Source organism: Pseudotabrizicola alkalilacus (genome assembly GCF_003443995.1).
GTDB lineage: Bacteria > Pseudomonadota > Alphaproteobacteria > Rhodobacterales > Rhodobacteraceae > Pseudotabrizicola > Pseudotabrizicola alkalilacus.
Genome location: NZ_QWEY01000011.1, coordinates 96014 through 113771, shown reverse-complemented (window position 1 = coordinate 113771; position 17758 = coordinate 96014). Strand labels below are relative to the sequence as shown.

Below are 17758 nucleotides of genomic sequence, written 5' to 3'. Positions count from 1 at the left end.
TTCATGCGTTTTTCTATTTTTCTGCTTTCGGCAGTCCGTTCCGGCATTCGCCCTGCCCTTGAAAGACCAAGGCAAAGAGTGCGGCTGCAAGCCGGCCCGGCCCGGTTGCTCAGCACATGGCGACCACCAGAATTTCGGGAAACCCCAATGACCCGTCTTTTGCAGTCGCCGGGCCAAATCCGGCAAAGCCAACAGACCGGACATAGGCACCCTGCCGTTTGCATCTTGTCTCAAGATTACGTTGCACCTAATGTCGCGTCCATATCAACCAAGGCCGATATTTTTGCATAATAGGCCATTTTCCACAAAATTTCCGGCTCCATCCATGACCAAATACCATGTCAATGCATTGTTTTATATATGAAGCAATAGCTGTAGCAGGAGGCCTATGATGCGTGACATCGACACAGACCGCAAAGCACCCGGCCCAAAGCGGCGTGAGCATTCTGTCACGCAGGACGCAACGTTGCGGCAGTTCTTTCTGGACCTGATTATCAACGAGATGCGCGGCGATTCGCCGGATTGCCATCGGGTGATGGCCAGGTTCAATCTCAGGTCAGGAAAATCCCTGAACCCCTACTCGACCTATCCTCTCCGATCCTATGTTGCGTTCTTTGAAGAGGCCGCAAAGGCACTGCGCCGGCCCTTCCTTGGCCTCGAACTCGGACAAAATTTCCGACTGTGGGAGATCGGTCCGGTCTATCCGCTTTTGGCAACCGCGCCGACCCTGCGCGAGGCGCTTGGCGTCTTCATACGATTTCAAGCCAGCTGGCAAACCCACACAACCAGCAGTCTCCAACGCGAATTTGAAGAGACAAGATATGGCTACACGATCAATGATACTTCCATCTGGCCGCGCATCCAGGATTCCGAAAACTCCATAGGTGGCCTGTGCGCTTTGATCCGGCAGCTGTTCTCCGAACGCTGGAGCCCTGTCGAAATCTGCTTCGAACATGACGTCACGGGCCGTGAAGCGCCGTTGGAGCGGTACTTCCGTTGTCCGGTCAGGGGCAACGCAGCCGCGAACAGTATTCTTTTACGGAACGTTGATATTGACCGCCCGATGAATGCCTGGATCAACTCCAACGCTCCGGCGCGCGCGATTGTCGAGACACATCTTTTCGATCTGCTGCGCCCACCCGAAGACAGCTTCCGCCCGATTCACGAACGCCTCTCGCAACTGATCGAGCAGCGTCTGGGCCGTGAAAGCGTCGATCTGGAGTCACTGGCCGAAATGCTCGGCGTTGCCCCGCGCACCCTGCGCCGACAACTTGGCACTTTTGGGACAAGCTTCAGCAAGGTTCTCAACCATGAACGCCGTAAAAAAGCGGACATGTTGCTAAGCACCGGCACCATCAAGCTTAGCCAGCTTGCAACGCACTTGGGCTACACCAATCAATCCGCATTCTCACGCGCGTTTCGTGAATGGACGGGGGAATCCCCCATCGCAGCCCTTCACCGCGCACGGCGCCCCGTCGGTACGGACGAAGACGACGAACCCGCCGACTGATTCATCCTCCGTAAGATTGCGCCTCAGTCAAAGGCCGATGTTTCCAGCCGCATACAGACAGCACGCGGTTCTGTGTAGGCATGTATCACCTCGGTTCCAAACTCGCGACCCAGGCCCGACATTTTGGTGCCACCAAAGGGCATGGCAAGATCCAGCACGTTATGGGTGTTGATCCAGACCGTGCCGCAGTCCAGTTGTGCGGCAAGCAGATGCGCCTTGTTAATGTCACGGGTCCAGATGCTGGCCCCCAGACCATATTCGGTATCATTGGCAAGCGCCTTGATATCGCCCGCATTCTGAACCGGCATGGCCAGAACCACCGGCCCGAACACTTCTTCGCGCGCAATCTGCATATCAGACCGGCCACCCGTCAATACGGTCGGCTGATAGAAATACCCTTTGCCCACGACCTGACCGCCGCCGCACAGCGGTTCGGCACCATCCTTGATGCCGGTCGATACCAGTTCCGAAACCCGGTTCAGCTGGCGCGACGATATCAGCGGGCCAAGCTGCACCAAAGGATCAAACCCGCTGCCCAGCTTCAGACCCCGTGCGATCTGGGCGACGCCCTTTGTCACCTCATCAAAGATCGAGGCCTCGATCAAAAGACGGGATCCGGCGGTGCAAACCTGACCTGAATTGGGAAAAATGGCATTGGCCGCCCCCGGAATGGCCCGATCCAGATCGGCATCTGCCAGTATGATGGTGGGCGATTTTCCACCCAGCTCCAGCGTCACACGCTTCATATGCCGGGCAGAGGTGGCAAGGATCTTTTGCCCGGTAAAGGTTGACCCCGTAAAGGCGATTTTGCGCACCAGTGGGTGATCGACAAGTGCCTGACCCGCCTCGTACCCATATCCTGTTACGATATTGATCGCCCCCTCTGGGATCCCCGCTTCAAGAATAAGCTCCCCCAGCCGCAACGTGGTCAACGATGCGTCTTCCGAAGGTTTCAGCACCACGGTACAGCCAAAGGCAATGGCAGGTGCGAGTTTCTGAACCGCCTGCCCCAGTGGAAAATTCCACGGTGTGATGCCGCCAACAACCCCCACCGGCCTGCGCTCGGTATAGGCACGATAAGTGCCGCCATCGTCAAAAAATGGCGAGAGTTGAATGTACTCCCCCGCCATCTTTGAACTCCAGCCGCTATAATAGCGCAGGGCATCAATTGCGAACTTCATATCGACATTGCGTGAGACGCCAAAGGGCTTGCCATTGTCCAGCGTCTCCAGCCGCGCCAGCTCTTCGGCATCGCGTTCGATCAGAAGCGCCAGCTTTTCCAGCAGGCGGCCCCGGTCCAATGGCCGCATCTTCTGCCAATGCGTGCTTTCAAACGTGCGATGCGCGGCCTGAACTGCACGATCAACATCCGCCGCCGACGCCGCGACAAGATCGCCGATCTTTTCCTCGGTCGCCGGATCATAGACCGCGATCATCCGCCCCTCGGCCCCGTCGCACCACTGCCCGTTGATCAACAGCTTGCCTGCGGGAATCCGTACGGCTGGCCCGCCCACTCTCTCAATCATTGCACCCATGGTCTGTCTACTCCCGCTGCGGATCAGCTTCGGCTTGATCCCTGATTACAGATGCCCCGGTCGGGCGATTTGGCGCATGCGCAGGCCAGCTCTGCCGTGCTCAGAGCCGTTCCAGCCGATACGGCGTAGGGTCGACAATCGGTGCGCTGCCGGTCAAAAGGTCGACAGCAAGCTGCCCTGCTGCCGGGGCAGTGCCAAAACCATGCCCGGAAAAACCCGATGCAAGCGTCAGCCCCGGCAGCTTTGCCACTGGCGAAATGACCGGCAGGGAGTCGGGCGTGACATCAATCATGCCTGCCCAGCTTTGCCTGACCGCCGCACCGTTAAAAACCGGCCAGGCCTTGCAAAGGTTCTGCATCGCCTCGGCGTTCAGGCCGTGATTGACCGCCGGATCCATCGTGCGCAGCTGCTCCAGAGGCGAGCGTGCCGTGCCCGACCAATGACGCGCCATCGAAAGGTCACGCAGAAAATCCCTGCCAAAGGACAGTCGCACATTCTTCCATTCCGCCTTCAGCACTGGCAGGTAACGATGTCCAATCAACAGATGATCCAGCATCAAGGGCGCAAAAAGTGCACCACGCTGGGTGATGGTATACCCCCCGTCGTGCCGCTTGCGGAACGAGAAGTCCGCAGCACCGACGGCGATATCGGTTGGTCCCTCCATCACGCCGGTCCGAAAGACCGACGCGACGAGTGGTAAAGTGGGCAACACCACACCATGATTGCCCAGAAACCGGCGCGACCAGAGTCCCCCGGCCAGCAGCACCTGCTCACAGGCGATTTCGCCACGTTCCGTCATCACGCCACTCACCCGCCCTGCAGCAGTGACAAGCGTGCGCACCGCACAGTTTTCAACAATTACCGCACCTTTGACAATGGCTGCCGCCGCAATGGCACTGCTCGCCAATGTCGGCTCTGCCCGCCCGTCAGAGGGCGTATAGATCCCGCCAATCCAGCCGCCTGTTCCGCCCGGCACCAGCGCGTCGATCATGCCGGGGCTGAGCAGGCGCGAATCCAGCGACTGCCCGCCGGCTGATCCGATCCAGGTCGCGTGCTTTTCCATCTCGGCTTCGGTGCGCGCAACATACATGATGCCTGCTTGGCGATAGCCCACATCGGCACCGACCCGTTCCGCCATCCCGGCCCAAAGCCGGTCTGATTCCACCGAGAGCGGCAGATCAGAAAGGCTCCGCCCGGTTTTGCGGATCCAACCCAGATTGCGCGAGGACTGCTCGCCGGCAATGCGCCCCTTCTCCAGCACAACGACGGGAATACCGCGCTCTGCAAGGTTCAGCGCTGCGGTTAGCCCGACAATACCGCCACCGATCACGACAACGCTGGTCGATGCCGGAATATCAAGATCGGTCTTTACAGGCGTGATAACGGGGGCCACGACCTTTATCCTTGAATGATTGCATCATTATACTGCGGCTCGGCGCAGAGCACTTCGGCATGTCTGCGCACAAAGCAGCGGATCAGAGTGTGATCGACATCTCTTTGACATTGGCTCTGGAAGCCCCGCGATAGGCCGTAACTTCGATCTCGACTTTGTATTCCGCTGACCCCAGTGGGGGGCAGGTCATGGTCAACGTCGGATTGATCCCACGCATCCTTTGGCCATAAGCCGCCATGATCGTATCAATGTCTTCGGCAAACTGCACATGGACCCGCGCCGCGACAACGTCCTCCAGACAGGCCCCGACCGCATCCAGCGCGCGCCCGATGTTGGACAGAACCTGCAGGGTCTGCTCGGTCAGATCCTCCGGGATCAGTTTGGTCGCAGGATTGCGGCCGGCGGTATTTGATACGAAAATCAGGTTGTCCACCGCAACAAGCCGCGAATAGCTGCCGTGTTCCTCGTATTTTGAGCCGGTTTTCAGTTTAAAAATCTCGGTCATAGTGTTCACTCTGTTAGAAAATAGGACAGCGCGCGTACACAGCGCGCAACGATCAGCGCAGGGTCGGCACATCCCACAGGTTCAGCTTGACCCCGATGCCCATCTCAACCGCGTTGCGATAGACCACGGTACCCCATGCCACATCCTCGACCGGCATCCCGCCGACAGACATGATGATGATCTCGTCTTCATCCTGCCGTCCTGGGGCCTCTCCCGCGACGATCTTGCCAAGGTCTTCCAGCTGTTCGAGCGCCATCCTGCCCTCGTCGACCAGATCCAGAAAGCGAATGCCGATCGCGGGAATGTGTTTGTGTACCGGCTTGGGGTTTTCTTCAAACCAGGCGTGATACAGGCCCGGATTGTCCAGAACCTTGCGGATAGCGGGCGACTCCATCGCTTCGTCAACGTTGCACAATGCGGGCATTGCCAGAAATGTGCCGGGGCTGACCCATTCCCGTTTGACCGTCGGATAGGTCGATGGGTCACCGGTCGCCCCCGAACCGCAAAATGTGACAATATCCGAATTGCGCACCACAGCTTCGACACCGTCGACAACGGTGACTGTGGTAATCTGGGGAAAGGTCTCGGCAATCCAGCTTAGAAAAGCGTCAAGGTTTTTCTGGCCCCGTCCCTTGATCTTGACCGTATCAATCATCGGACAGACGGCCATAAAGGCGGAAAGCGAGGTCTTTGCCATCACGCCCGGCCCCAGAATCCCCACCACCTTTGATGATTTGCGCGCCAGATGGCGCGCGCCCACACCCGGAACCGCCCCGGTGCGATAGGCTGACAACAGGTTGGCTGACATAAAGGCAAGGGGGGCGCCTGTATCGGCATCATTCAGAATGAATGTCAGAATTGACCGGGGCAGCCCCTTGTCACGGTTCTCGATGTTCGAACCGTACCACTTCATCCCAGCAGTGCCAAAGCGACCGCCCAGATAGGCAGGCATGGCCATGAAACGGCGGTCCGGGGTCGGTTTTGGCATGGTGGGAAAGGCCGAGGTTTCGGGGAAGATCACCACCGAGCCATGCGAATTGTTGTTGGCTCCCGCCATCCGATAATCGCCATGGTACAGCAGGGCAAACATCTCTTCCATGGTGTCTACGCAAGCCGCCATATCGGTCACGCCCGCACGGATCATGTCCGGTTCTGAAAGATAGATGAAATCTATCCGTGTCGCCGAGGCTGGCTCATCAAGCGCGTGATCGTGATCTTTGTGACGCATCGGAACTACTCTTCCAGTGTTTGATCTGCCGAAGCTGTCATGAAGACATCAAACAAGAAATGACCAAAACGGTTGAAAATTGTGCAGATCAGGCCGGAATCCGCCACGCGGTTCAGGAATGCGCAAAAATACCAAGCCTGTCGGGACTAAACTGCCCGACGATGAGCGCATCTTTCTGCCAATGACACAGATGCTGCCGCTGACAGCATGCAGCAGAGATCGCCGCTCACCCACAGGAAAAGTGTCATGCTTTCCGTGCCAGCTTAGTGCCGTTTCGGACATGCCAAGGGCCAAAGCCCGACCCGCTAGTCTGGATCTCTGGGCTTTTGCGCCAGCCCAAGCTTGACTTTTGCAACCTTCCCTTCCGCCACCAGATGCGGCGACAACGTGCCAAGCCGAAGGCGCAGCTCGGGCGGTGCAGTGTCCAGCCGGATCAGGCTATCGGTGTTCGATTGCGTAAAGAGACCTTCCTCGGCAGGTGTCAGCCCAAAGCGGGCCAGCGACATCGCCAATGGCAAAAACCGCCCTCCCGGCGGCAGATCGGCCAACGCCGCATCGCGGGCAGCCCGGACCTGTGTGGCATCTGGCAGGGCAGCGTCAACGATGGCGGGATTGGTCGTATAAAGATCAATCAGCCCCTGCGAATCCTGCACCCGAACCTGCCAATCATGCCCGGCGTGTTGCAGATCAAACGCTGTGCCATCCAACAGCGGCCGGTCGCTGCGCGGCTGGTCCGCCACCATCTGATCGGCCACCAGCCCACGCAACCTGTCAAACAGGGCATCCCGCGCCAGGGATCGCCGCAACTCTGCGGCAAGGCCAGCCGAAAGGCGCTGGTTTGCGAAACTGCGCACCTGTACCCAACCAGCCATAGTGGCGAGCAGCATAACCGCCACCAAGGTTGCCAAGAGGACAAAACCACTCTTACTGTGCCGCCGATGGGGCGTCAGTTTGGCATTGGATCTATGGCGGTAAATCGACACGTGCCCGTCATCCTGTTGGCGCTGCTCTATGGCTGTACCGCCGTTGTTATATGGCCAAACTGGCCAGTACCCATCATGTTGGCCGTCTTGGCCGTGCCATTGATCTGGGCAACAGTGACAGACCTCGCCCGGCATGTCATCCCTGACACGGCCTCTGCTGTGTTGGCGGTAACGGGGTTGGCATACCCTTTTCTGATCGGGACAACCCCCGAGCCAGTGACTCTGGGTGTCGCGCTGCTCGTCACACTTGTCCTTGCCGGTACAAGCGAAATGTTTTGGCGGCGGCATCAGACAGAAGCCTTGGGTCTGGGCGATGTAAAGCTGATCGGTGCAGGCACATTGGTGGTCGGCGCACAAAATCTGTGGCTGGTGATCGGTCTGGCAGCAATCGGAGGCATCATTGCCGCAGTGCTGGCCAGGCGCAACCACCAGAAGGGGATTCCCTTTGGACCGTTCCTCGCGTATGCCATTTTTGCAGTTGCAGCGGCAAACGGCGGGGAAATCGGATGGCACTGACGAAAACCAGAACGCGCAATCCAAAGGCTGGTTTGACCCTGCTGGAGGTGATGGTCGTGCTGGCCATCATTGCCCTGATCGCCGGACTGGCCGCACCACGGCTAATGGACAGTTTTGGCCGGGCCAAGGCGCGCAGTGCGACAATCCAGATGGAAAACCTGCGCTCTGCGGTGCAGCTTTTCTACCTTGATGCCGGTCGCTACCCGTCGGAGGCAGAGGGATTGACTGCGCTGACGACAGCCCCGCAGAGCGTGCAAAACTGGCGCGGCCCCTATCTGGATGGGCCAGAAGATCTGAACGATCCCTGGAACCGGCCTTATATCTACCGCTCGCCTGCGGGGGACAAAGCGTTTGAGATCACCACCTATGGTGCCGATGGCAGGGCCGGAGGCACCAGCGAGGACAGCGACATCTCACTTTGATGAAAAGTCTTTGCCGGGCGGATGATCAGCGGCGGCACCGGGCGACCGGGGCCGGCAAAGGTTATTTTCACCAGACCGGGCAATGGCGCCGCTGACGGCCAGTTGAAATACCATGTATCGCCCTGATTTTCTGCCAGCCGCCCCCAATACAGCAGGCTGATCCGCTGGCCTTCGGGGGCCAGCGCACCTTGACGCAAAACTGGCTGGCCATCTTCATCCTGCCCTTGCGCAACAAACTGCGCGTTTTCGGTCAGTGTCAGAGACATGGGCGCGCCCGGCCAGAACGCTCCGGCTGGCGGTGATGTCAGCGCGGTAAGGCCGGTTTCGGTGCCGACAAACCCGGCAAAGGGGCCCCCAATGACCGGCTCGATGATGGCATGTTCCAGCCACAGACGCAGATCGCGCCGGTTCAAAGCCTGTTGCAGATCGTCGCCAAGTTCCGCGCTGCGCACCAGAACGCGGATACTGCCGCCCGTAACCCCCGACACCAGCGCCGCAATCATCGCCATGACCAGCAAAGCAATCAGGGTCTCCAGCAGGGCCACGCCCGCGCGGATGTTGCGCCCGTTCATGATCTGGGCCGGGCGATCAGCGTGGAAAAGGTGGTCGGCTCTGCCCTGCGATCAATATGCCAAACCGTAATCTGTACCTCGACAAGCCGCATGACAGGATCAAGCGAGGTCTGCCCGTCGGGTGCGACGCTGCGTTCGGTGATGCGCCAGGCCCAACCGGCCGGATCCTGACCTTCGGCCTCCATCTGCGGAAAGGTCGCGCGATACGCCTCGGCCAATGAGACCGCAAATTCTGCGGCGTTCAGATCTTGCAGTCGACGCGCCTGCTGCGCTGCCGCACCGCTGACAATCGGCAGCGCGAAACCCAGCACAAACGCAACCAGCCCAAAGGCGACCAGCGCCTCAAGCAAGATGACGCCTCCACGTCGGTTCCGCCTAGAGCGCAAGGTCATTCACCGACAGAATTGCGCTCATCACGGAACCGACAATCAACGCAATCACCGCACCGATCAGCAGGGTCAGCAATGGCGTTGCAAGCGCCATCATGCGTTGCAGACGGCGTTCGACCTCGTCCTCCAACGCTGTGGCTGCGACAGACAAGACCTGCGGCAACGTGTTGGTTTCTTCGCCGATGCGGATCATTTCGCGCAACATCGCGGGCAGTGAGGGGTCTTGCGACAAGACTGATGATGCGCGCGCGCCACCCTCCAGCGCCTCGGCTGCGCGGGCAAACAGGGCGGCCTCCGGATCGGTGGAAAAGGCACTCGCCGCCGCCGAAAGCGACACGGCGAGTGGCATTCCGGCCTCTTGCATCAGCTGCACCGCCCGCACGATCCGGGCGAGACTGACATCCCGGAGCACCGGGCCAAAGCCGGGAAAGCGGCGCATCATCCGGCGCAGGTCAGACCCAGGACGACGCAACGCCCGGATAACCCAGAGCAGAGCCGCCGCGACGCCAATTGCGACGGGCAGCCCCCAGACCACCACGCCCTCTCCCAACGCGACAAAGCCCGCGATTGCCGAAGGCAGCGGTTGATTGACAGAGGTAAAGATGACGGCAAGGCGCGGCGCCAGAAACAACGACATCACAAGAATGATGCCCACCCCCCCCACCAAAAGGATCGCGGGGTAGACCAAGGCACCGCTCAGCTGGCCCAGCATTTTTTGCTGGCGGCGCAGGGCGGTGGCCAGTTGCGGCATCTGCTGGCCGGGGCGCGCTGTGGCCTGCCCGATGCTGGCCATGACCGAGAAAAGCGGGGACAGCCGGTCCGACGCCTGTTCCATCGCATCGGCAAAGCCCGCGCCATCTGCCATCAGCTGGCCCACGCGCTGAAAATGGCGCCGGATTGCGGGGGTGCGGTTTGATGTGGCGACTATTTCGGCCACCTTTGGCGCAGGCAGGCGCGCGGCAAACAAAACGCTCAACTGCTCGGCCAGATCGGCTTGCGCTGCCAAAGGAATGATGCGCCCGCCTGCCGCGCCCTGCCCGGCCCTGTCTGGGCCCAGATCGGTGACCGTCAGACCAAGGGCCGCCAGCCGCTTGAGCGCCTCTGCCTCGGATGCGGCCTGCAGCGCGCCGTTTTCGGCGCTGCCATCTGCAGCATAGGCGGCATAGCGAAAACGCGGCATGGCGCGCTAGTGCGAATAGTCGCGCACGGTGTGGCGCGCTGATCCAAGCCCCGCATTCAACAGCGAATTCGACCCCGACACTTTGCCCCGCCAATAGGCTGTCGCATCTGCGGCTTCGCCCTCGTTGCGCACCACGCGCGGGCGGATCAGGATCAGGAGTTCGGTACGCCCTTTGCGGCTGTTCTTTGACCTGAACAAGTTGCCGACCACAGGCACCTTGCCCAGACCCGGCACCTGCGAATTGGTCGCATTATCCGTCTCCTGAACCAGTCCGCCCAGAGCCAGCGTCTGCCCATCGCCAAGAGCAACAGTGGTCTGCACCTTGCGCTGGCGGATCGTGGGACTGTCAATTCCGGATGTGCGGGTTTCAGCCACGTCGCTGACCTCTTGGCTGATGTCCAGCATCACGCGACCGCCGTCGCCGATCCGCGGCTTGACCCGCAGGATGATCCCCGTATCGCGGTATTCCACCTGTGTCAGCACCGGCGCGTTGGGCGTGTCGCTTGAAGTGCTGTTTTGCCGTGCAATCGGCACCTGATCGCCGATCTGCAAAATGCCTTCTTTGTTGTCCATCACCATCAGCGTTGGGGCAGAAATCACCTTTACATCGGTCACGCTGGCCAGAGCCGACAGGGCGACATTGGCATCGCCCGATCCAAACACGGCGGTAAAGCCGGGCGAATTGCCGGAAACGCCGCCGCTGGACAGATCCGAAAACCGGAAATCCCACTTGCCGCTTTCAAAAAACCAGCGCGTGCCGATCTTGATCTCGTCGTTCAGGGTCACTTCGGCAATGGTCGCTTCCAGCAAAACCTGACGTGCAGAGCTGTCGAGGCTGCGCAACAACGATGTTACCTGATCGTGATCGTTCCGGTCGCCCATGACAATCAACGCGTTGCGACTGTCATCGGCGGCGACCCGCATCGAGCTGCCCTCATCCCCAAATGATGCCATCTGCACCTGGGCTTCACCGCCCGCCGGTGCCGGGCTGCCGCCCTGCAGCAATTCATTCAGAATGGGCGCAACCTCTGAGGCGCTGCGATTTTGCAGTTCGTAAGTTGCAAGATAGGTCGAAGACCCTGCCGCCGTCTGGTCCAGTTCCCGGATCCAGCGTTGCGCCTTGGCCACGTAGGTTGCGCGTGACGAAATCACAAGGATGGATGACAAGCGCGGATTGGGAATGAACTCGACCACCCCGTTCAGCATCCCGCCTTCCTCTGCCTCGAAAATCCGTTGCAGCTCGGGGACAACCGCCTCGGGATCGGCGGAGCGCAGGCGGACCAGCGCGACGGATTTACCCTGAAGAACATCGACATCAAACAGATTCAGCGCATCAAGGGCGCTTTCCATCAGCGCCGGGCTGCCGGAAAACAACAAAAGATTGCGGCGCTGTTCGGCCACAACTTTCAGCCCCTGTTCTGACAAAGGCTCCAGCAGCTTGACCATTTCGGTCGCAGAAACAAAGCGGAGTGGGGCCACCATGATCGACGATCCGGTCAGCGCGTCCCGTCCCGCCACCCGAAAGGTTGAATTGCCACTGGCACCGGGTACGATCCGCACCACCGCACCTTCTTTGCGAAGCTGGGCATTATTGGCCTGCAACGAAGTTTCAAACAGATCAAGCAAGGCATCTTTCGGTATCGCGCCCGTGGTTTGAATGGTGATGCTGCCTTGCACGCCGGTATCGATCACATAATTCAGACCCAGCGTATCAGACAGCACCGCCTTGGCCGCTGCATCAATCGACGCATTGACCAGCGAAAGCTGCACGCGCTGACCATCTTCTGGCACCACGATCGCACGGCGGTCTTCAAGGCCCCCTCCGGTACTATCAAGAAATACGTCAGAGCCGCGTTGCAAGGCACCGGGTGCCACGCCGCCCCCAACCAGCCCGTGCTGAGTGATCCCGCGTGAGGCAACGCCGCCGCGATTAGGCCCGTCTGCCCCGAAAAAGCCCGAACTGCGCCCCGGACCATTTTCAACACAGCCGGCAAGAACCGCCACGCCACAAATGCCAAGGGTCATGCCGATGGCACGTAACCACATAGAACGCATGAGTTTCACCAAGATGGCCTGTATTCAGGTCTTTTTTATCTGCTCGGTGATCAGGGTAGCCTGTCTTGAAACAGCTGAACAGTGACTTGCACCCCTTGTGCCTCCAGTATCGCAGTCATCTGTGTTATTTCTATCAATGTCCAACCGCCAACGGTCTCACCCAGTCGCGTCCAGCTTTCCTTACCGCTGACCGCATCACGAAGCAGAACGCGGGTTTGACCGTCAGCGGTTATCAAACCTGCAATCCGTGGCGCAGTCGGGGCCAGGAGATCAGGCACTGCCACGGGCATTTCCACCGCCAGCGCTGGCTCTGACGCTTGCACTGCACTGACCTGCGGTGGGCGGCGGTCTTCGGCCAAAAGCGGCCGCTCGGCAAAGACGCTTTCGACTGCGGCTACATCTGAAAGCGGGGGCAAGGCCGATACAGAAGCGGCCCTCGCAGCGCCAAGCACCGCATTGGTCACCATCGGCGCAGGCACATACCCTTCGGGTATCAGCGCCAGCGTGACACCAAGCGCGGTCAGCACCGGCAGCACAAAGCCAAGGGGGGGAAGCCGTATCATTCGGCCTGCCCATTCACGATCTCGGGCGCAAGCGCCCAAAGGGTAAGGCGAAGATTGATCGGCGCGCTGGTCGTACTGCCATCGGGAGGCAGCTGGCGCATCCAGACCTGCCGTGTTGACAGCGCAGGACGAATTGCCTCGACTGCGCCAAGAAACGCAACCACCTCGGAATGGCCTCCGGTGAGTTCGAGTTCATAGGTGGAACAGGGGATGATACAGCGCGCATCCCCGCCAAGCCCACCGAAAGAAATGACCGTCAGACCTGACTGTTGAGACGCAAGCAAGACAACATCCTGAATCGCGCGCTCGACTGCTGAAAGACTTTCCTGTGGCCAGATCGCATCTTCAGGCAGGGTTGTGGCCCCCGATCGGCCACCGGGCTGCAGGACCATCAGCCGCTGCATCAGCTGGGCTTCCCTCTGCCCAAGAGTTTCCAGCGCTGCGATTTCAGTGGCAAGCCGTCCACGGCTTTGGCTGGTGATCTGAAAAAGAAGCACAGCCGACGCCGCACACAGCAGCACAAGAAGAGCAAAGCCCCGCAACCCTGTTTTCATCGTTTCGGTCACGGCACGCTTTCCGGCAACAGGGTCATCTCGATATCGAAGCGGCTTTTCTGGCTATAGGTGTCAAACATGACCGGACCAGACAGGCGCACATTTCCGGCTCCCGGCAGGGCTTGCAGCGCCGTTACGGTTTCCGTCACCTCGCCGCTTGCAAAGCCGGACAGACGCCAGCCGCCAGCGGCAACCGACAGTTCCGAAATCCAGACATCCGGAGGTAACCCCGCGGCCACAAGACCAAGCCCGGACAAAGGGCGAAGCCCGTTCCGGAAATCTACGATCTGCGTCGCCGTCAGCACCGCATCGGCGGTTCCGCGCGCCTCTTGCGCCTCGGCTTCGGCGAGCCGCTGCTCCAGCTGGGTCACGCGAGCACTGCGGACCGATACCTGCTCCGAAACCTTTGCCACCTGCGCCTCGGTCAGGACAATCACGAGAAGCGCCAGCAGAATGCAGACAAGCCCCGTCGCAGCCGCCCAGTTCTTTGCTGTTGTGGGCAGGTTTGGCATGGCTTGCCACAGAACAGGCGCGTCAAAGCCCACCCCCGGATAATCGGGCAACCGTATATCTGCCACCTTTACCCCTGCCCCAGCCGCCGCCTCGCGCAGCTGCGTCAGATGAGCTTCTTTGACAAGAGCACAGCGATAGACCAGCGTCGCGCCAGGTTCAGACGCCGGCCTGTGCCGCCAGATCAACCCCTTTCCCCCCGAAGGCAGTGATCCCCGCAGGTTCAGGGAGATGGCTTGCGCCGCCTTTGCCCTTGCCGCCCGCGGCAGGGTAACGTCACGCTCCAGACAGGCACTTGCTGGCAGGACAAGGCTGACGCGCCCGGCGGGGATGCGCATCTTGCCAAGATCTTCTTCTGTCAGCGGCAGAGAGGTCAGATGGACCTTGCGCGGCGCACGGGCGGGCACCCAAGGCTGAAACAACGCGGCCATGGCAGACCAAAGCCCTTGCAGAACCGGCACACCACCCTGACGCGCCACGCCGATTGACCTTTGCTCTCGCTCGCTCACCCTGTTGCCCCGATGACTTCCCCACCCGTCATGCTATGACACCCCAAGCTGCTGCGAAAGTGCCTGCCAGACGAGAGCGGAGAAGTATAGCAATGGTTGCCAGATCTGACAGCGAACAGGGTCTTGTTGATGCCCTGCTTTCAGCGAATGTCGCCAATGCCGAGGGTTTGGCCCGCGCACAGGCTTTGGCTGCCCGCGAAGGCGGCAGAATTGATCGTATCCTGCTCAAGCTGGGGTTGGTCGAAGAAGACGCGTTGCTCACGGCGCTGTCGAAACTGCACGACATACCGATGCTTTCCCCCGACCGACACACCGCAGAGACCGCCGCGATCAGCACACTGACGCCCGATTACCTATTGGCGCATATGGCGGTGCCTCTGGAGCACGAAGGGCCCGGCGTTCTGCTGGCCATGGCCGACCCGCTGGATCAGGGCACTTCGGCAGAGATTGGCTTTCTGTTGGACAAAAGTGTCAGCGTTGTTGCCGCGACCAGTGCCGAAGTGCGCGCTTTGCTGACGCGCGCCACCGACAAGTCCGGTCATGATGAGACAGGGGTGGCGCAGACAGACCGCGACAGCGAAGACCTGCGGCGGGCCGAATTTGACGGGCCGGTGATCCGCTTTGTGCAGGATATGTTGTCTGATGCGGTACTGGCACAAGCGTCTGACATCCATGTCGAGGCGACCGATGGCGTGCTCGGTCTGCGCTATCGCCTGCATGGCGTATTGGTGCCGCAACCCGTACCGCCGCAACTGACGCCCGGCTCGGTGGTTGCACGTCTCAAGGTGATGGCGGGGCTGAACGTGGCCGAACGGCGCCTGCCCCAAGATGGACGACTGCAAGCCATTATCGCAGGGCGCCGTGTCGATTTCCGCTTCTCTTCCTTGCCCACCCATGCGGGAGAAAGCATCGTCGCACGTGTGCTCGACCCAAAAGCGCTGCGTCTTGGCTGGGCGCAACTGGGATTTGACCCAGACATCGTGGCGTGGATCAAGGGCATTCTGAACCGCCCCAGCGGCTTGTTTTTGGTTACCGGTCCGACCGGATCGGGTAAGACCACCACGCTTTACACAGCGTTGTCACATCTGAATACGCCCGGCCGCAAGATTATTACTGTCGAAGATCCGGTCGAATACCAACTGGCCGGAATGCAGCAGATTCAGGTGCAGGAAGAGGTTGGCCTGACCTTTGCGACGGTGCTGCGCAGTGTGTTGAGGCATGATCCGAACATCATCATGGTCGGTGAGATCCGCGACGCAGAGACAGCCGAAATCGCAGTCCGTGCCGCACAAGTTGGCCGCCTTGTGCTGTCAACTCTGCATACCAACAGCGCTGCCGGGGCTGTAAACCGGCTGACCGATCTTGGTGTTTCCGAATTTCTTCTGCGCGATGTCTTGCGGGGCGTGCTGGCACAGGAGCTGCGATTGGTCAATTGCACGACCTGTGGCGGAACCGGATGCGATGCCTGCAATCAGACCGGCGTCGGAAAACGCACCTTGATCGCCGACAGATTGGACTTCACCGCTGGAACAGGAGCGTAAAGACAGCCCCCTTCATGGTCACACGCGTTGAATTGACATTTCATTTTTAAATAACGTTTCCGTGACAAAACTTATAGTTGTGTGATATCAATTTTGGTATCGCGAAAGTTTATTCGCGTGCTCTCGTACCATACGGACTTGGCATTACATGAGGGACAAAAAGTGAAAATACTGCTCCACGCTTTCAGCCTTTCTTTCCTTGCCGCAAATTTTGTTTCCCCGCTTGGTGCTTTTGCTCAGACCGAGCAAACGGCCCCCAACGGGCTGCAGAAAATGATGCTCTTTCGCAGTTTTGTGCAGGATGACAGCGCCTGTCAGGTTGGCGTGACCGACGGACAGCCTTCGATCATAGGGGCAAACGCCGGATCGGCGGCTTCGGCTTGCCCGGATGCATTTGCATGGGTCCAGTTTGGCGAAGCGATCACGCAGGAATGGTGGAATTGGGGAATCGACCAGACAATCTGGCCAGCATCCCCATTGCCACTGTGTACCGCGACAGTGACAACCGGATGCTGTGATCCCAATGCGGCGATTGATCCCGCGGCGACCCCGACGCCGGGTTGCCCGGTCTATCGCGCTGATTACACGGTGCCCAGCCCGTTGCCAGCAATACCAAACGGAATGCCGGGCGGGTCAGCCGTCAACCATCGCGGCATGCTGCTGGATGATCAAATCGACCCCGGCCGCCTGCTGCGCGATCTGGAACTGGAACTGGTGTTCAGAAACAAGCCCATGATCGACTACATCTACCGCAACGACCTCTATACCCGCGAAGGCTTTGGTGCGCGCAATCGCGCGCAGAACGCTGCTCTGAATGCAGGCGATATCGCAAACGCCCACGCGCTGGAAGTCAGGTTCCCGATTGATGCCGTCATGGTCAAAGCAGACTTTCTGCATCAGGACATCATGCTTGATCAGGAGCTGATTACGGCCACAGCGCCGGATGGAACCACAATAGACCCACCAAACAATCCCGAGTTTCCCTATCTGACGGTCTGGATCGAAGGTGATGGCAGTGCCGGCAGCGTGCCGGGCTATTACTACATGGTCGCGATGACGAATGCTTCCAAAGATCTGCCGGTCTGGCACTGGTATGCGATGGAACATGTCGCAAACCGGGGGCGGTGCGATTACATCGGTTGCAATGACAGTTTCGGCTATCAGGCGAACGGCACCGCTCAACCAGGTGCAGATTTCGGATCAAGCTTCGTTCCGCCCATGATGGAACTGAACAATGACAAGACATCCGGCAATGACCCATTGTTCCTGACCGGGCAAGTCTACGATCCGGCAATCACGGGTGAACAGATCACACCCTCTCTTGCAGAGATGTTCTCTGCACTGGGTATCGCCAGCGCTTCGGTTGACAGCGATCCGCGCGTGATAACGGTCGATGATCCGGCCTGGATGAATTACCGGCTGAAAGGGACGCAATCGAGCTTCGTCACTGCCGGTGGCGTGCCGACAGGCATGGGCGCTACGGTTACCGAAGGTGGTTTTGTCAATACGGCGTCGTGCCTGACCTGCCATGCCCAAGCCTCGGTTGATGCCAATGGATCGGCGGGCATGCAAGGCGTCGGTGCATCCTGGCGGCCCAGTGTCCTTGGCTATGGCGAAGTGGTCATGGGCGCACCCTTGATGTCCTGGTTCTATCAGAATGGCGGACCCTCGGTTTCAGCCACCCAGATTGATTTCGTCTGGGGCATTCTGAACGCAAGTTGCGTAACGGCGGGGACCGATGGACTATGCGTCAGCTATCCGGATGCACCCACCATTGTTCCACGCTGAAAACA

Annotated in this window: 17 protein-coding genes; 5 read left to right on the top strand and 12 right to left on the bottom strand. The window is 59.7% G+C overall.

Features of this window, described 5'->3' with window-relative positions:
- Window positions 1-391: 391 nt before the first annotated feature.
- Window positions 392-1510 (top strand): AraC family transcriptional regulator, encoded by a 1119-nt coding sequence (locus D1012_RS17715; protein WP_158569387.1) that lies wholly within the window; start codon window positions 392-394, stop codon window positions 1508-1510.
- A 23-nt stretch (window positions 1511-1533) separates the two neighbouring features.
- On the opposite strand, the gene D1012_RS17710 is transcribed toward D1012_RS17715, so the two are convergent.
- The 5 genes from D1012_RS17710 to D1012_RS22710 all read right to left on the bottom strand — a co-directional run bounded on the left by D1012_RS17710 (window position 1534) and on the right by D1012_RS22710 (window position 7058).
- The gene (locus D1012_RS17710) at window positions 1534-3036 is read right to left on the bottom strand and encodes an aldehyde dehydrogenase family protein (RefSeq protein WP_233517168.1); all 1503 of its coding nucleotides are present in this window, start codon (window positions 3034-3036) and stop codon (window positions 1534-1536) included.
- Between the two features lie 109 nt (window positions 3037-3145).
- Entirely contained in the window at window positions 3146-4438 is a 1293-nt protein-coding gene (locus tag D1012_RS17705; RefSeq protein ID WP_118155426.1) for an NAD(P)/FAD-dependent oxidoreductase, read from the bottom strand.
- An 82-nt stretch (window positions 4439-4520) separates the two neighbouring features.
- Window positions 4521-4943: a Rid family hydrolase gene (locus tag D1012_RS17700; protein WP_118155424.1), complete on the bottom strand. Its 423-nt coding sequence runs from the start codon at window positions 4941-4943 to the stop codon at window positions 4521-4523.
- Between the two features lie 52 nt (window positions 4944-4995).
- On the bottom strand, window positions 4996-6171 hold the full coding sequence (locus D1012_RS17695; protein WP_118155423.1) for an ornithine cyclodeaminase family protein: 1176 nt from the start codon (window positions 6169-6171) through the stop codon (window positions 4996-4998).
- A gap of 305 nt (window positions 6172-6476) precedes the next feature.
- Complete coding sequence (locus D1012_RS22710; RefSeq protein WP_158569386.1) at window positions 6477-7058, bottom strand: hypothetical protein; 582 nt, start codon at window positions 7056-7058, stop codon at window positions 6477-6479.
- 51 nt (window positions 7059-7109) lie between these two features.
- On the opposite strand from D1012_RS22710, the gene D1012_RS22705 reads away from it, so the two are divergent.
- Window positions 7110-7670 (top strand): prepilin peptidase, encoded by a 561-nt coding sequence (locus D1012_RS22705; RefSeq protein ID WP_158569385.1) that lies wholly within the window; start codon window positions 7110-7112, stop codon window positions 7668-7670.
- Window positions 7661-8092, top strand: a complete 432-nt coding sequence (gspG, locus tag D1012_RS17685; RefSeq protein WP_118155419.1) for a type II secretion system major pseudopilin GspG — start codon at window positions 7661-7663, stop codon at window positions 8090-8092. Before D1012_RS22705 ends, gspG begins: the two co-directional genes overlap by 10 nt.
- Here gspG and D1012_RS17680 read toward each other — a convergent pair.
- From D1012_RS17680 to D1012_RS17650, 7 genes are read right to left on the bottom strand one after another with little or no spacing between them, the layout of a single operon-like run.
- On the bottom strand, window positions 8035-8664 hold the full coding sequence (locus tag D1012_RS17680; protein WP_118155417.1) for a PulJ/GspJ family protein: 630 nt from the start codon (window positions 8662-8664) through the stop codon (window positions 8035-8037). The two genes, gspG and D1012_RS17680, sit on opposite strands and share 58 nt — an antisense overlap.
- Window positions 8661-9014, bottom strand: a complete 354-nt coding sequence (locus D1012_RS17675) for a hypothetical protein (protein WP_118155415.1) — start codon at window positions 9012-9014, stop codon at window positions 8661-8663. Before D1012_RS17675 ends, D1012_RS17680 begins: the two co-directional genes overlap by 4 nt.
- A 25-nt stretch (window positions 9015-9039) precedes the next feature.
- Window positions 9040-10233 (bottom strand): type II secretion system F family protein, encoded by a 1194-nt coding sequence (locus tag D1012_RS17670; protein ID WP_118155413.1) that lies wholly within the window; start codon window positions 10231-10233, stop codon window positions 9040-9042.
- 6 nt (window positions 10234-10239) lie between these two features.
- Window positions 10240-12288, bottom strand: coding sequence for a type II secretion system secretin GspD (gene gspD / locus D1012_RS17665; protein WP_118155411.1), 2049 nt, complete (start codon window positions 12286-12288; stop codon window positions 10240-10242).
- Window positions 12289-12338: 50 nt separating this feature from the next.
- Window positions 12339-12851: a hypothetical protein gene (locus D1012_RS17660; protein WP_118155409.1), complete on the bottom strand. Its 513-nt coding sequence runs from the start codon at window positions 12849-12851 to the stop codon at window positions 12339-12341.
- Window positions 12848-13417 (bottom strand): hypothetical protein, encoded by a 570-nt coding sequence (locus tag D1012_RS17655; RefSeq protein WP_118155407.1) that lies wholly within the window; start codon window positions 13415-13417, stop codon window positions 12848-12850. Before D1012_RS17655 ends, D1012_RS17660 begins: the two co-directional genes overlap by 4 nt.
- Window positions 13414-14424 carry a PilN domain-containing protein gene (locus tag D1012_RS17650; RefSeq protein WP_147335734.1) on the bottom strand — a complete coding sequence of 337 codons (1011 nt, stop codon included), beginning with the start codon at window positions 14422-14424 and terminating at the stop codon, window positions 13414-13416. The genes D1012_RS17655 and D1012_RS17650 overlap by 4 nt, the downstream gene beginning before the upstream one ends.
- Window positions 14425-14516: 92 nt before the next feature.
- Between D1012_RS17650 and D1012_RS17645 the strand changes: the two genes are divergently transcribed.
- A complete protein-coding gene (locus tag D1012_RS17645; protein WP_158569384.1) occupies window positions 14517-15965 on the top strand; it encodes a GspE/PulE family protein in 1449 nt (482 codons plus the stop codon).
- Window positions 15966-16103: 138 nt separating this feature from the next.
- Window positions 16104-17753: a hypothetical protein gene (locus tag D1012_RS17640; protein ID WP_147335733.1), complete on the top strand. Its 1650-nt coding sequence runs from the start codon at window positions 16104-16106 to the stop codon at window positions 17751-17753.
- Window positions 17754-17758 lie beyond the last annotated feature (5 nt).